Origin of the sequence: Sphingomonas sp. PP-CE-3A-406, assembly GCF_003688625.1 — a bacterium.
Taxonomy (GTDB): domain Bacteria; phylum Pseudomonadota; class Alphaproteobacteria; order Sphingomonadales; family Sphingomonadaceae; genus Sphingomonas.
The window spans coordinates 598,703-612,879 of the sequence record NZ_RCWY01000001.1 but is presented as its reverse complement, the minus strand read 5'-3'; the positions used below and the strand labels follow the sequence as shown (position 1 = coordinate 612,879).

At 67.3% G+C, this 14,177-nt stretch carries 8 protein-coding genes; 7 read left to right on the top strand and 1 reads right to left on the bottom strand.

Features of this window, described 5'->3' with window-relative positions:
* Nucleotides 1–37 precede the first annotated feature (37 nt).
* The 6 genes from tsaE (at nt 38) to trxA (ending at nt 8,981) form a co-directional block, all read left to right on the top strand.
* Nucleotides 38–478: a tRNA (adenosine(37)-N6)-threonylcarbamoyltransferase complex ATPase subunit type 1 TsaE gene (gene tsaE, locus C8J44_RS02535; RefSeq protein ID WP_121903797.1), complete on the top strand. Its 441-nt coding sequence runs from the start codon at nt 38–40 to the stop codon at nt 476–478.
* Nucleotides 475–1,455, top strand: coding sequence for an aminoglycoside phosphotransferase family protein (locus C8J44_RS02530; RefSeq protein WP_183128718.1), 981 nt, complete (start codon nt 475–477; stop codon nt 1,453–1,455). Before tsaE ends, C8J44_RS02530 begins: the two co-directional genes overlap by 4 nt.
* Entirely contained in the window at nt 1,452–2,207 is a 756-nt protein-coding gene (locus C8J44_RS02525; RefSeq protein ID WP_121903236.1) for a nucleotidyltransferase family protein, read from the top strand. The genes C8J44_RS02530 and C8J44_RS02525 overlap by 4 nt, the downstream gene beginning before the upstream one ends.
* Complete coding sequence (gene addB, locus C8J44_RS02520; RefSeq protein ID WP_121903235.1) at nt 2,200–5,178, top strand: double-strand break repair protein AddB; 2,979 nt, start codon at nt 2,200–2,202, stop codon at nt 5,176–5,178. The genes C8J44_RS02525 and addB overlap by 8 nt, the downstream gene beginning before the upstream one ends.
* The gene (gene addA / locus C8J44_RS02515) at nt 5,162–8,593 is read left to right on the top strand and encodes a double-strand break repair helicase AddA (protein WP_183128681.1); all 3,432 of its coding nucleotides are present in this window, start codon (nt 5,162–5,164) and stop codon (nt 8,591–8,593) included. Before addB ends, addA begins: the two co-directional genes overlap by 17 nt.
* A 64-nt stretch (nt 8,594–8,657) precedes the next feature.
* Nucleotides 8,658–8,981 (top strand): thioredoxin TrxA, encoded by a 324-nt coding sequence (gene trxA, locus C8J44_RS02510; protein WP_055877560.1) that lies wholly within the window; start codon nt 8,658–8,660, stop codon nt 8,979–8,981.
* Nucleotides 8,982–9,458: 477 nt separating this feature from the next.
* Here trxA and argJ read toward each other — a convergent pair whose 3' ends face one another.
* A complete protein-coding gene (gene argJ / locus C8J44_RS02500; RefSeq protein WP_121903233.1) occupies nt 9,459–10,679 on the bottom strand; it encodes a bifunctional glutamate N-acetyltransferase/amino-acid acetyltransferase ArgJ in 1,221 nt (406 codons plus the stop codon).
* Between the two features lie 497 nt (nt 10,680–11,176).
* Here argJ and secA point away from each other — a divergent pair, with 497 nt between their 5' ends.
* Nucleotides 11,177–13,915 (top strand): preprotein translocase subunit SecA, encoded by a 2,739-nt coding sequence (gene secA, locus C8J44_RS02495; RefSeq protein WP_121903232.1) that lies wholly within the window; start codon nt 11,177–11,179, stop codon nt 13,913–13,915.
* Nucleotides 13,916–14,177: the final 262 nt, after the last annotated feature.

The window sequence follows — 14,177 nt, the reverse complement described above, 5'->3', positions numbered from 1 at the left end:
AACCCTCTCCCCGGAGGGGAGAGGGCTCGTGCGCGTGATCCGACTACCCGACCCGCAAGCTACCGAAGCGTTCGGGGCTATGCTTGCCGATCTGGTCCGACCCGGCGACGTCATCACGCTTGTGGGCACGCTCGGCGCCGGCAAGACCAGCGTCGCCCGCGGACTACTCGCCGCACTCGGGCTCGCCGGCGAAGCGCCGTCGCCCAGTTTCGCGATCGTCCAGCCCTACGAGCCACCCGAAGTGCGCTTCCCCGTGCTCCATGTCGACCTCTACCGGATCGACGACCCCGCCGAGATCGAGGAACTCGCGCTCGACGACGCGCGCTATGATTCGCTGCTGCTGGTCGAATGGCCGGAGCGCGCAGGGCCCGATCACTGGCCGGATGCTCTTCGCTTGAGCCTGACGATCGAGCCGGACGGCACGCGCAGCTTGACAGTGGGAGCCCCGGAAGCTTGGAGGTCGCGATGGCCGACATGACCCCGCCGCCCGGCGCCGCCGCTTTTCTCGACGCTCATGGCTGGGGTGGGGCGCAGATCCTCCCGGTCGCGGGCGATGCGTCGTTCCGCCGCTATTTCCGCGCGATTGAAGCAGGGCGCCAGGCGATCCTGATGGACGCGCCGCCGCCGCACGAGGATCCGCGGCCGTTCATCGCGATCGCGCGGTGGTTGGTCGATCACGGGTTCGCGGCACCTGAGATCCTCGCGAGCGATCTCGATCAGGGCCTCGTCCTGCTGGAGGATTTCGGCGACGATCGGCTGCGCGAGGCGGTCGATGCCGCGCCCGACGACGAGCTGTCGCTTTATGCACCGGCGATCGATCTGCTGGTCCGGTTGCGCACGCATCCTGCCGGACCCGTGCCCCCCTATGATCGTGCGGTGCTGAAGCGCGAGGCGGCGCTGTTCGTCGAATGGTACTGCCCGGCGGTCGGCATCGAACCCGATCTGGCGGGCTGGGATGCGGCATGGGATGCGGTATTCGATCACGCCATAGCCTTGGCGCCGGTGACGGTGTTGCGCGATTATCATGCCGAAAACCTGATGCTGGTGGGGTCTGAGCGGTCGCTCGGACTGCTCGATTTTCAGGACGCCTTGGCGGGGCATCCGGCCTATGATCTGGTGTCGCTGTTGCAGGATGCGCGGCGCGACGTCGATCCGGCGGTCGAGGCGGCGATGCTCGCGCGCTACCGGACGGCGTCCGATGCGGTGGCCGATGCAGGGAACGACTTCATGAACGCGTATCACGTGCTTGGCGCGCAACGGAATGCCAAGATCCTCGGCATTTTCACGCGGCTTTGGCAGCGCGACGGGAAGCCGCATTATCCGACGATGTGCCCGCGGGTGTGGCGCTATCTGGAGCGCGATCTGGCACAACCGGTGCTTGCCCCGGTGGCGGCATGGTTCGCGGCGAACGTCCCCGCCGATCGACGCGGCGATCCGCTGGCCATCGCGGCATGACCCGCCAGCAGACGATCCGGCCGACACCGCGTGGCGTTGTCCCCGAAACGGCGATGGTGATGGCAGCCGGCCTCGGCAAGCGGATGCGTCCGCTGACCGCGACGCGACCCAAGCCGCTGGTCAAGGTCGCGGGCAAGCCGTTGATCGACCACGTCTTCGAACGGCTCCAGGCCGCCGGTATCAAGCGCGCGGTGGTCAATGTCCACTATCTCGCGGACACGCTGGAGGCGCACGTCACCGACCGGTTCGTGGGGATCGACGTGGTGATCTCCGACGAGCGCAAGATGCTGATGGAGACGGGTGGTGGCCTCGTTCAGGCGCGTGGCCTGCTTGGCGATGCGCCGGTGCTGGTCGTCAACAGCGACAATCTGTGGATCGACGGACCGGTCGATGCGATCCGGCTGCTCGCGTCGCGCTGGGACGATGCGACGATGGACGCGCTGTTGCTGATGGTGCCGCTCGCGCGCGCCAACAACCACGGCGGCATGGGCGATTTCTATCTCGGCAGCGACGGGCGGATCGCCGGCCGCCGCAAGCCCGGCCGAGTCGCACCGTTCGCCTATACCGGCATCCAAATTCTTCACCCGCGATTGATCGCCGACTGGCCGGAGGGGCCGTTCTCGACCAACATCTTCTGGGACCGCGCGATCGCCGCCGGCCGCGCCTACGGTCAGGTCCATCAGGGCTTGTGGTTCGACGTCGGCACGCCGGCCGCGATCCCGAAGACCGAGGCGATCCTCGCGGATGGCTGACGTCGCCACGGCGGATCGCCCGACGCTCTACACGATCCCCGCGCACCGGGCGTTCGCCGATGCGCTGGTCGCCGGACTGACCCGGCGGGCGGGGCGCGATCCGCTCGCACTCGCCCGCGCGCTCGTCGTGCTGCCGAACAACCGCGCGGTGAAGGCCGTCACCGAAGCGTTCGTTCGTGCCAGCGCTGGTGGCCTCGTCCTCCCGCGGCTTGTGGCGTTGGGCGATCCGGAGATGGGCGAAGCGGTTGGCGCCGCACTCGATCCGGCGGACGACATCGATCCGCCGCTGCCCGCGGTACCGCCCTATCAGCGGCGGATGATCCTAGCCCGACTGGTGTCAGAGGAGCGCGCGCGCGAAGGCCATCCGGTCGATGCCGCCGAAGCGGTGCGCCTCGCGGGCGAACTCGCGCGGACGCTCGATCAGTTGCTGGTCGAGGAAGTGCCGCCGACCAAGCTGCGCGATATCGAGCTTGGCCCCGAACTGACCGAGCATTGGCTGCGCGCGCTGGCGACGTTCGAGATCGTCCTGCAACGCTGGCCGGGCGAACTCGCGCGGCTGGAGCGGATCGATGAAGCGACGCGGCGCTCGGCGTTGCTCGACGGGCTCGCCCAGCGCTGGCGGAATGCGCCACCCGCCGGGATCGTCTGCGCGGCGGGCGTGACCGATTCCGCGCCAGCGGTCGCGCGCCTGCTCCGCTGCATCGCCGACATGCCGCAGGGCATGGTGGTGTTCGCCGGCCTCGACCTCGCGCTGCCCGACGAGGAGTGGGACGCGCTCGGTCCGCACGATCCGAACCCGGTGACCGGGCTCACGCGTCGTTCGATCGAAACCCATCCGCAGTTCGACGCGAAACTGATGCTCCTGCGCATGGGTATCGCGCGCGGCGAGGTGCAGACATGGCGTGAAGGTGGCGGACATGACGCCGACGCCGCACGCGGCCGCGCGATCGCCAACGCGTTGGCGCCCGCGGATTTCACCGGCAAGTGGACGCAGATCGCAGCGGAGGGTCGCCGCTTGAAGGGCGTGACCGCCGCCGAACTCGCAACGCCAGCAGAGGAAGCGCAAGCGATTGCGCTGGTCCTGCGCGAGGCTTTGGAAGTGCCGGAGCGGACCGCCGCGCTGGTCACGCCGGATCGTGCATTGGCGCGGCGAGTGGCAGCGCATCTCGGGCGCTGGGGCATCGGCATCGACGACAGCGCGGGGCGGCCCTTGTCGATCCTGCCGCCGGGGACGTTGCTGCTCGCGCTGGCCGAAGCGGCGGCGCAGCGCTTCTCGCCGCTCGCATTACTGGCGTTGCTGAAGCACCCGCTTGTCCGGGCGGGCGACAAGCCCTCCGAACGCTCCATACGCCTTGAATGGCTAGACGGTGCGCGTGCGCTCGACCGGCGGTTGCGCGGACCACGGCCGGCAGCGGGGCTCGACGGGATCGCCGGACATCTGGAGGAGCGCAAGGGCACGGCAGCGACATGGTGGGCAGACGTCCAGCCGTTGCTGACGCCGCTGGCGAACGCGTTCGACCAGGGGCCGCAGCCCTTGGCGTCGGTGCTCGCCTGCCTGCGCGAGACGGCGCAGACCTTGTGCGGCGACAATCTCTGGTCTGGTCTCGCAGGGCGTGCCGCGGCGGAGTTCCTTGCCAATCTGGAAGCCGAAGCCCCCGCCGGGCCGCCGCGGATCGATCCACGCGAACTGCCGCAACTGTTACGGACGTTGCTCGACGAGGTCGCGGTCCGGCCAGCGCCGGGCGGCCACCCACGGCTGGCGATCTACGGCCTGATCGAAGCGCGGTTGCAGACCGCCGACGTCATGGTGCTCGGCGGCCTGAACGAAGGCGTCTGGCCGGGTCGTCCTGCGCCTGACCCGTGGCTCGCGCCCCGCATCCGCATGGAGCTTGGCCTGCCGGGTCTGGAGCGACGTGTCGGTACCGCGGCGCATGATTTCGCGCAGGCGCTTGGCGCTCCTCGCGCGGTCGTCACCCGTGCGCGGAGGGATGCGAAGTCGCCCGCGCTGGCGTCGCGCTTATGGTTGCGGTTGCAGGCGCTTGCCGGCGACCGGTTCGAGCGCGCCACCGCGCTTGAAGGCTGGACGCGAGCGCTAGACGATCCGGGCGAGCATCTCCCCGCCGACCGTCCCGCGCCTTCGCCGCCCGCGCTGCTGCGTCCGAAGGCCATTTCCGTCACCGAGGTCGATCGCCTCAAGGCAGACCCCTACGCCTTCTACGCCCGCCGCGTGCTCGGGCTGATGCCGCTCGATCCGGTCGATGCCGATCCAAGTGCAGCATGGCGCGGGACCGCGGTGCACGACATCCTCGAGCAATGGTGGAAGCAGGACAACTGCACCGTCGACACGCTGCGACAGCGCGCGAAGGCGATGCTCGACGACGAGCGGACGCATCCGATGATGCGCGCGCTCTGGCAGCCGCGGCTGCTCGAGGCGATCGACTGGATCGCGGGCGCGATCGTCGCGCAGGGTGAGGACGGGCGCACCGTCGCCAGCGCCGAGGGCAAGGGCAAGATCGAGATCGCCGGCGTGACCTTGTCGGGACGCTACGACCGGATCGACACGCTGCCCGACGGACGTCTCGCGATCATCGACTACAAGACCGGCAAGCCACCGTCCCCGACCGCGGTGCGCGCCGGGTACAGCCTGCAACTCGGCCTGCTCGGCCTGATCGCCGAACGCGGCGGGTTCGAGGACGTGCGCGGTACTGCGGGCGCGTTCGAATATTGGTCGCTCGGCAAGAAGCGCGACGCGTTCGGCTATATCGAGAGCCCGGTCGATGCCGAGGGCAAGCGCGACAAGATACCGACCGCCGAGTTCACGGCAATCGCCGCGCACAACTTCACCGAAGTCGTCGGCGAATGGCTGACCGGCAGCGCCGCGTTCACCGCGAAACTCGTCCCCGAATACGCCCCCTATGCCGAGTATGACCAGCTGATGCGACGCGACGAATGGTATGGTCGTGAGCGGTGACGCGCTCGCCACGCTGCCCCGCTTAAGGGGCGCGCAGGCCGATGCGAGCAACCCCGCCTCGCACGTCTGGCTATCGGCGTCGGCGGGTACCGGCAAGACTCAGGTGCTGGCAGCCCGCGTGTTCCGACTGCTGCTGCGCGGCGTCGATCCCGGCGCGATCCTGTGCCTGACCTTCACCAAGGCAGGCGCGGCCGAGATGGCGCAGCGGATCAACGGCAGGCTCGCGGCATGGGTACGCATGCCCGCGCCGGCGCTGGCGGCGGACCTGATCGCGCTCGGCGAGAGCCCGGTTCAGACTCTGCAGGACCGTGCACGCACGTTGTTCGCCAAGGTGCTCGATGCGCCGGGCGGGGGGCTCCGCATCCAGACGATCCACGGCTTCTGCCAGGGATTGCTGGCAGCATTCCCGGTCGAGGCCGGGCTGACGCCGGGCTTCCGACCGCTGGAAGCGCGCGAAGAGGCGGGGCTCGCACGCGAGGCGCTGGCGTCGATGCTGTCGGACGCCGAGCGCGAAGGCCGCGAGCGCCCGGTCGAGATCGTCGGGCGACTGTCGCTTCGCATGGGCGAGGGTGGGGCGGAGGCGTTCTTGCTTGCCTGCGCCCGCGCGCTGCCCGCGTTGGAGGCCCTCCCAGTCGGTATCCAGCCCTGGCTGCGACGTGAACTCGGCCTGCCCTCCGGCGATATCGACGAGGCAATCGCGGAGTGGTGCGACGCGCTCGACCTCGACGCGATCGCGCGCATTGCCGCGGCGAACCGCGCGTGGGGGACGGCCACCGGGCAAGCCGCGGCGGCGACCGTGCAGCGGTGGCTCGACTCAGAGGATCGCGCGGCGACCTTGGACGAGCTCGCCAGCGTCGTGCTGACCGGCACGGGCACGCAGCGCAAAGCCTCGAATAAACTGATCGATGCCGAGCCCGATTACGAAATTCTCGCGCGCGATCTCGGTGAGGCGTGCACCGACGTGCTGTCGATGGTGCAGCGCGCGACCTATTGCGACCTGCTCGCCGACGGGCTGGAGGTCGGGCGCGATTATGCGCGGGGCTATGCGTTGGCCAAGCGACGCGCGGGCGCGGTCGATTTCGACGACCTGATCGCGACGACGGTGGCGCTGCTCGACCAGCCGGGGATCGGCGAGTGGGTCCGCTACAAGCTCGACCAGGCGACCGAGCATCTGCTCATCGATGAGGCGCAGGATACCAACGGCCACCAGTGGCGGATCGTGCGTGCGCTGGCGGATGAGTTCTTCGTCGGCCGCGGCATCTATGCGCCGTCGACGCGGACGCTGTTCACGGTCGGCGATTACAAGCAGGCGATCTTCGGGTTCCAGGGCACCGATCCGCTCAATTTCCAGGCCGCCGAGCAGTATTTCGGCGGCCGTTCGAGCGAGGCCGAGGGCGACGACGACTGGCCCGAAGAGGAGCGTGGGCTGCCGTTGGCGCGCTTGTCGCTCCGCCACTCCTTCCGCTCGACGCGCACCGTGCTGGAGTTCGTCGATGCAGCAATCGATGCGATCGGCGAGCCGGGGCTGGGTATTGCCGGCGAGGTCGAGCGTCACGCAAGCGAGGTCGCCGGGCCGGGCACTGTGACCTTATGGCCACCGGTGTCGGCGGGCGGCAGCGAGGACGACGAAGAGGGCTGGGTCGACGACGCGGTCCGTAAACTCGCGAGCGATATCGCGCGCGCGGTGAAAAGCTGGCTCGCCCCCGACACCGGGCTCATGCTGGAGAGCAAGGGGCGGCGGTTGCGGCCCGAGGACGTCATGATCCTGGTCAAGCGCCGCGGCGATCTCGCCTCGCTGATCGTCGCGCGGCTTTACGCCGAGGGCGTGCCGGTTGCGGGCGTAGATCGCCTGCGGCTGAACGCGCCGCTCGCGGTGCAGGATCTGCTCGCGACGATTCGCTTCGTGTTGCAGCCGGAGGACGATCTGAGCGTCGCGGCGCTGCTCGTGTCGCCGCTGATCGGCTGGACGCAGGACGAATTGATGGCCGCCGCACCGCGCGAGGCCGGGCCGCTCTGGCGGCACCTGCAACGCACGCAACCCGCCACGCGGCTCGCGCCCTTGCTGGCGATGCTCGCGCGCGCCGATATCGCCACGCCGTATCAGTTTCTGGAGGAGCTACTGTCGGGGCCGCTCGATGGCCGGCGCAAATTGATTCGGCGGTTGGGGACCGAGGCGCGCGATCCGATCGAGGAACTGCTCAACGCCGCCCTGACGTTCGAGAGCACGACGACGCCGTCATTGCAGCGCTTCCTCGACTGGTTCGACCGCGGCGATGTCGAGATCGTCCGCGATCCGTCGGCGCCGCTCGACGCGGTCCGGGTGATGACCGCACATGGCGCCAAGGGGTTGCAGGCGCCGCTGGTGATCCTCGCGGATGCGACGGCGGATCCGTCGGCGGCGCCACGCTCGATCCTGAAATGGGCGCCCGAGCCGGGGGCCGCGCCGATCCCGGTGTTCCGGCCGCGGTCGAGCGAGCGGGGCGGGCCGCTGGATGCCGTCGTGTCGGCCGCCGAGCAGCGCGAACTGGAGGAGCATTGGCGGCTGTTCTACGTCGCCGCCACGCGCGCCGAAGAGCGGCTGGTGATCGCCGGTGCGCTCGGGCCGCGCGCGAAGGGCGTGCCGCCCGAGAACAGCTGGTACGCTGCGTCCGATCGTGCGCTGACGGCGCTCGAGGTACCGGTGGGCGAGGGCGCGCGGACGTTCGCCGGGGTCGAGCCTCAGCCTGCGGTGATCGCCAAGGCTTCGGCTTCGGTCGAGATTGCGGCTAACGCGCAGCTTCCTGCCTGGGCGCATCAACCCGCACCGCAAGAAGCGCGTCCGCCTCGTCCGCTGTCGCCGTCTGCGCTGGGTGACGACGCGGTGTCCGATCCACCGCCGACGCCGGCGATGCGCGTCGCAGCGGAGCGGGGCCGGTTGATCCATGCGCTGTTCGAGCGTCTGCCGGCGGTTGCTGCCACCGATCGTGCGACGGCAGCCGATCGCTGGCTGGCGAAGGCTGGCGGCGTCGACGATCCCGCCGCACGCTCCGAGATCGTGCAGAGCGTGGTCGCAGTGCTCGACGATCCGCGCTTTGCCGAGCTTTTCAGCGCGGATACGCTGGCCGAAGCGCCGATCGCCGCGACCCTCGCGAACGGCATGGTCGTGTCGGGGACGGTCGATCGCCTGCTGATCGAGCCCGACCGCATCCGCGTCGTCGACTTCAAGACCGGCCGCCGCGCACCGCGCAGCCTCGACGATGTGCCGGAATACCATCTGAAGCAGATGGCAGCCTATGCCGAAGCCTTGAGCGTGATCTTCCCCGGCCGGTCGGTCGAGGCAGCCTTGCTGTACACGGCCGGCCCGCGGCTGATCGTGCTGAACGACGAGACGCTGGTCGCAAACAAGCCGCACTATCGGCCCACGGAGCAAAGCTAGCGCCCCGGTGGTTGAGCGCACACGCGGGCGACCTTAGATACGACTCAACCAAGGAGAATTTACGATGGCGACCAAGCAGATCACCGATGCCAGCTTCGATGCGGACGTACTGAACGCCGACGGGCCCGTGCTCGTCGATTTCTGGGCGGAATGGTGCGGCCCGTGCAAGATGATCGGGCCGTCGCTCGAGGAGATTTCGGAAGAATTGGGCGAGAAGGTGACGATCGCCAAGCTCAACATCGACGAGAACCCCGACGCGCCGGGCAAGTATGGCGTGCGCGGTATCCCAACGATGATCCTCTTCAAGGGCGGCGCACCGGCAGCGACCAAGGTCGGCGCCGAGCCCAAGGGCCGGTTGAAGGCATGGCTCGAGGGTGAGCTGGCCTGATGTTAATGACGGCGCTGCTGCTTCTGGCGGCAGCGCCGTCATCGTCTGACCTATATAGGTCAGACGCGTGTGAGGCAGCGCGTCGACGCCAAGACCACACTGCTATGATCCGGGCATGTATTCCGCTGAAGCCGGCTCGGATATACGGAGGCGTTTGGTACGACACGTTCGAAGGGCAGCAATTTTTTGACCGTGCCACGACGTTGGCGGTCATTCCCGCTTCGCGTTCGAGTGTCTGGCTCGAGATAAACCGGAGGGAAGCTCTCGTCCGCGCCAATTTAGCGGACCGCATTGCAGAGGTTATGACGCCGCATGCCTATCGGGTCCGGTTCGTGGGGGCCGAGACGCTGAACATGAATTGCAATGATCGCGACTCCTTCGGACGGTCGTCATGCTTTGGGCACGAAGGCGCCTTTCCCGGCATGGTAGTGGTCGAGAGGATTCTCGCAATCGACGCACTCTAGCCTGCTGTCGTGATCACGACCGATAGTCGGCGTTGATCGAAATGTAGCCGTGCGTAAGGTCGCAAGTCCATACCGTGGCTTTACCCTCGCCGAGCGCAAGATCGACGCCTATTTCGATCTGGTGGCCTTTCAGGTGCGCAGCTACTGGCGCCTCGTCATAGCGGCTCAGCGCCAAGCCACCCTCGGCAACCTGCGTATTTCCGAAGCGGATCGAGAGCGTGTCCCGATCTGCTGGTTCGCCGGCCTTGCCGACCGCCATGACCACGCGGCCCCAGTTGGCGTCCTCGCCGGCGATTGCTGTCTTCACCAGGGGTGAGTTGGCGATGCTCATCGCGATGCGGTGTGCGCTGCGGTCGCTGTCCGCGCCAGTTACCTGGATCTCGATCAGCTTCTGCGCGCCTTCGCCGTCACGAACGACGAGCATGGCGAGTTGATGACACAGGTCTGCCAGTGCAGCGCGGAAGGCGTCCGCCCCCACGCTGTCATCGTCCGCCAGCGCGACGTTACCGGCCTTGCCCGTCGCGAACGCCAGCACCGTGTCGCTGGTCGAGGTGTCGCTGTCGACGGTGATGCACGAGAAGCTCGGCGCGTTCGCCTTCGACAGCGCGGCCTGCAGGAATTCCGGCTCGACCGCGGCGTCGGTGAAGATGAAGCCGAGCATCGTCGCCATGTCCGGCGCGATCATCCCCGAGCCCTTGATGATCCCCACCAGCGAGACGGTGCGATCGCCGATCACCGCGGTCGTCACCGCGCCCTTGGTGAAGGTGTCGGTCGTCATGATCGTCGCGGCGGCATCCTCCCAGCCGCAGGGTTCCGCGGCGAACGCGGCGTCCAATCCGGCCTCGGCCTTGTCGATCGGCAACGGCACGCCGATCACGCCCGTCGAGGACACGAACACGTCCGAAGGCTGGCACCCGAGATGTGCCGCCGTTCGCGCCGCGATCGCTTCGACCGCCGCCCGGCCGCGCGAGCCGGTAAAGGCGTTCGAATTGCCCGCATTCACCACCAGCGCGCGCGCCTGACCAAGCGTCAGCGCCGCACGGCACCATTCGACTTCGGGGGAGGGACATTTGCTCGTCGTTAGCACGCCCGCGACCACTGTCCCCGGATCGAGCGTCACGAACGTCAGATCGCACCGATCCCAGGTCTTGTATTGCGCGCGCGCGACATGCAGCGCGACTCCGTCGATCGAAGGGGCGTCGGGGAAGGGCAAGGCGAGGGGCGAGGTCTGCATGACGCCTTCATAGTCTTTGCCGGGCGGGCGGCAAGACGACGCGCGCGGAGATCGCCCGGGCGGACGCTCCCCCGCCGCGTCCGCCGGGTGCTCTGTTAAGACGAATGGTAGATTTATCGCACGGGCTCGCATACAGCCGGTTCCGCATGAACCTGCTGCTACTCCTCTCCGCACTCTTGTCCGCGCTGACCGGCGCGGTGCCGGGCGGGCGTGGTCAGTCGGCACAGGCCGTAGCACAGGGCAGCGTCTGCTCGCAGTCAATAGCAGCAACGCCAGCCAAGGTCTTGATAAGACCCGTATCTGGGCTTCCCGTTCTTCCTCAGGTCGCGGTCGCTACCACGCTGCGCACGATAGCAGTCGTCTCGCATCCGCTATGGGCAGAGCGCCGCCGCGAATAGCGTCTTGGTGTGACCTTGTCGTAACCTTCGGATCAGAGCGATCCGCTTCCGCGTGCGCCCCCTGCGTGCCGCCGCGTCTCAAATTCAGGAAATCAGCCCATGTTCGGTGGCCTCGCCAAATCCTTGTTCGGTTCGTCCAACGACCGCTACGTCAAGTCGCTCAACCCGATCCTCGCCAAGATCGCCTCGTTCGAGCCGTCGCTTCAGGCGATGTCCGACGAAGAGCTCTCCGCGCAGACCGTCAAGTTTCGTGCTCGGCTCGCAGAGGGCGAGAAGCTCGACGACCTGCTTCCCGAGGCGTTCGCAACGGTCCGTGAAGCGGCGCACCGCGTGCTCGGCCAGCGCCATTACGACGTGCAGATGGTCGGCGGCATCGTCCTCCACCGTGGCGAGATCGCCGAGATGCGGACCGGCGAGGGCAAGACGCTCGTCGCCACGCTCGCGACCTATCTCAACGCGCTCCCCGGCGACGGCGTCCACGTCGTCACCGTCAACGATTACCTCGCGGCGCGCGACGCCGAGTGGATGGGGCAGGTCTACACCTTCCTCGGCATGACGATCGGCGTCATCATCCCCAACCTGTCGGACGAGGAACGCCGCGCCGCGTACGCCGCGGACATCACCTACGGCACCAACAACGAGTTCGGCTTCGACTATCTCCGCGACAACATGAAGTACGAGCGCAGCGCGATGACGCAGCGTGCGTTCAACTTCGCGGTGGTCGACGAGGTCGATTCGGTGCTGATCGACGAGGCGCGTACGCCGCTGATCATCTCGGGTCCAACCGACGACAAGTCCGAACTGTACATGCAGGTCGACGCGGTCGTGAAGCAGCTCGATCCGATCGACTATGACAAGGACGAGAAGCAGAAGACGATCATCCTCACCGAGGACGGCACCGAGAAGGTCGAGCGGATGCTCGAGGCGGCCGGACTGCTGGAGGGGCAGAACCTGTACGACTTCGAGAACACGCAGGTCGTGCATCACCTCAACCAGGCGCTGCGTGCGATCGTGATGTTCAAGTCGGACATCGACTACATCGTCAAGGACGGCAAGGTCATCATCATCGACGAGTTCACCGGTCGCATGATGGACGGCCGGCGCTGGTCGGACGGCCTGCACCAGGCGGTCGAGGCGAAGGAGGGCGTCCAGATCGAGCCCGAGAACCAGACGATGGCCTCGATCACGTTCCAGAATTACTTCCGCATGTACCCCAAGATCGGTGGCATGACCGGCACCGCGGCGACCGAGGCGGCCGAGTTCTACGACATCTACAAGATCAACGTCGTCAGCATCCCGACCAACGTCGAGGTGAAGCGCGTCGACGAGGAAGACGAGTTCTACAAGGATACCAAGGACAAGTTCGCGGCGATCGCCAAGAAGATCAAGCATCACGCCGACCTTGGCCAGCCGGTGCTGGTCGGCACGGTGTCGATCGAGAAGTCCGAGATGCTTAGCGAGTTCCTGGTCGGCGAGAACGTCGATCACAAGGTCCTCAACGCGCGCTTCCATGAGATGGAGGCGCACATCGTCGCGCAGGCCGGGCGCAAGTCCGCGGTGACGATCGCGACCAACATGGCGGGCCGCGGCACCGACATCAAACTCGGCGGCAACCTCGAATTCCGCATGCTCGACGAGCATCCCGAACTGGTCGAGAGCACGCCCGAATATGACGAGGCGGCGAAGCGGATCACGATCGAGATCGAGGCGGAGAAGCAGGCGGTGCTCGCCGCGGGCGGTCTGTTCGTGCTCGGTACCGAGCGGCACGAGAGCCGGCGTATCGACAACCAGCTGCGCGGGCGCTCGGGGCGTCAGGGCGATCCTGGTCTGTCGCGCTTCTATCTCAGCCTCGACGACGATCTGCTGCGCATCTTCGGGCCGGACACGCTGTTCGCCAAGATGATGCGCAACAACATCGAGGACGGCGAGGCGATCGGCAGCAAGTGGCTGTCGAAGGCGATCGAGACCGCGCAGAAGAAGGTCGAGGCGCGCAACTACGACATCCGCAAGCAGGTCGTCGAGTATGACGACGTGATGAACGAGCAGCGCAAGGTCATCTACGAGCAGCGCGCGGACATCATGGATGCCGATACGGTCGGCGACGTGGTGACCGACATGCGCGCGGAGACGGTCAACGTGATCGTCGGCGACGCGTGCCCGCCCAACTCGTATCCCGAGCAATGGGACGTGGCGGGGATGAAGACGCGTCTAGCCGAGGTGATGAACCTCGAGCCGCAGATAGATGCATGGCTGCTGGAGGAGTCGGTCGACCCCGAGGTGATCGAGGAGCGCGTCCGCGCGATGGCGGACGAGGCGATCGCGCAGAAGTCGGCGGATCTCGATGCGGAGACGTGGACGTCGGTCGAGAAGTCGATCCTGTTGCAGAACCTCGACCATCACTGGAAGGAGCATCTCGCGACGCTCGATGCACTACGCCAGGTCGTCCACCTCCGCGCCTATGCGCAGAAGACGCCGATCAACGAGTATAAGCAGGAGGCGTTCTCGCTGTTCCAGCGCATGCTCGAGACGATCCGCGAGGACGTGACCAAGACGATCGCGCATGCGCAGTTCCAGATGCAGGCGCCGGTCGGGTTGCCCGAGTTGCCGGACTTCATCACGACGCATTTCGACCCGTTCACAGGGGAGGATGATTCGAACGACTTCGATGCGGGGACGCGGGGTCACATTACGTCGACGATGCCGCCGTTGCAGATCCCTCAGCCGCAGGAGGCCGACATCGGCGAGGATCCGGCGAACTGGGAGGGTGTGGTCAGCCGCAATGCGCCTTGCCCTTGCGGGTCAGGGCGGAAGTACAAGCAGTGCCACGGGGCTGTTTGAGCGGCTGAGTGACCTGACGCTCTAACCTCCCAACCGTTCACCACCCCGGCGGAGGCCGGGGCCCAGTTGGAAAGGTCGGAGTAACGAAGCGTGTCCGCAGTTAGCAACGTCCCCCAACTGGGCCCCGGCCTTCGCCGGGGTGGGGCAGTATGATGCGGCCTTCTGTTCTCCCGCGAAGGCGGGAGTCCAGGCTACTGGCGATGGCCTATGGGACTCCTGGACCCCCGCCTTCGCGGGGGAACGGTGGAGCAACCCGTCCGAC

Bases quoted from the DNA above. Each gene is read 5' to 3' on its own strand.
- C8J44_RS02530 (WP_183128718.1), top strand. From the start codon at position 475: ATGACCCCGCCGCCCGGCGCCGCCGCTTTTCTCGACGCTCATGGCTGG.
- C8J44_RS02525 (WP_121903236.1), top strand. From the start codon at position 1,452: ATGACCCGCCAGCAGACGATCCGGCCGACACCGCGTGGCGTTGTCCCC.
- addB (WP_121903235.1), top strand. From the start codon at position 2,200: ATGGCTGACGTCGCCACGGCGGATCGCCCGACGCTCTACACGATCCCC.
- addA (WP_183128681.1), top strand. From the start codon at position 5,162: ATGGTCGTGAGCGGTGACGCGCTCGCCACGCTGCCCCGCTTAAGGGGC.
- trxA (WP_055877560.1), top strand. From the start codon at position 8,658: ATGGCGACCAAGCAGATCACCGATGCCAGCTTCGATGCGGACGTACTG.
- argJ (WP_121903233.1), bottom strand. From the start codon at position 10,679: ATGCAGACCTCGCCCCTCGCCTTGCCCTTCCCCGACGCCCCTTCGATC.
- secA (WP_121903232.1), top strand. From the start codon at position 11,177: ATGTTCGGTGGCCTCGCCAAATCCTTGTTCGGTTCGTCCAACGACCGC.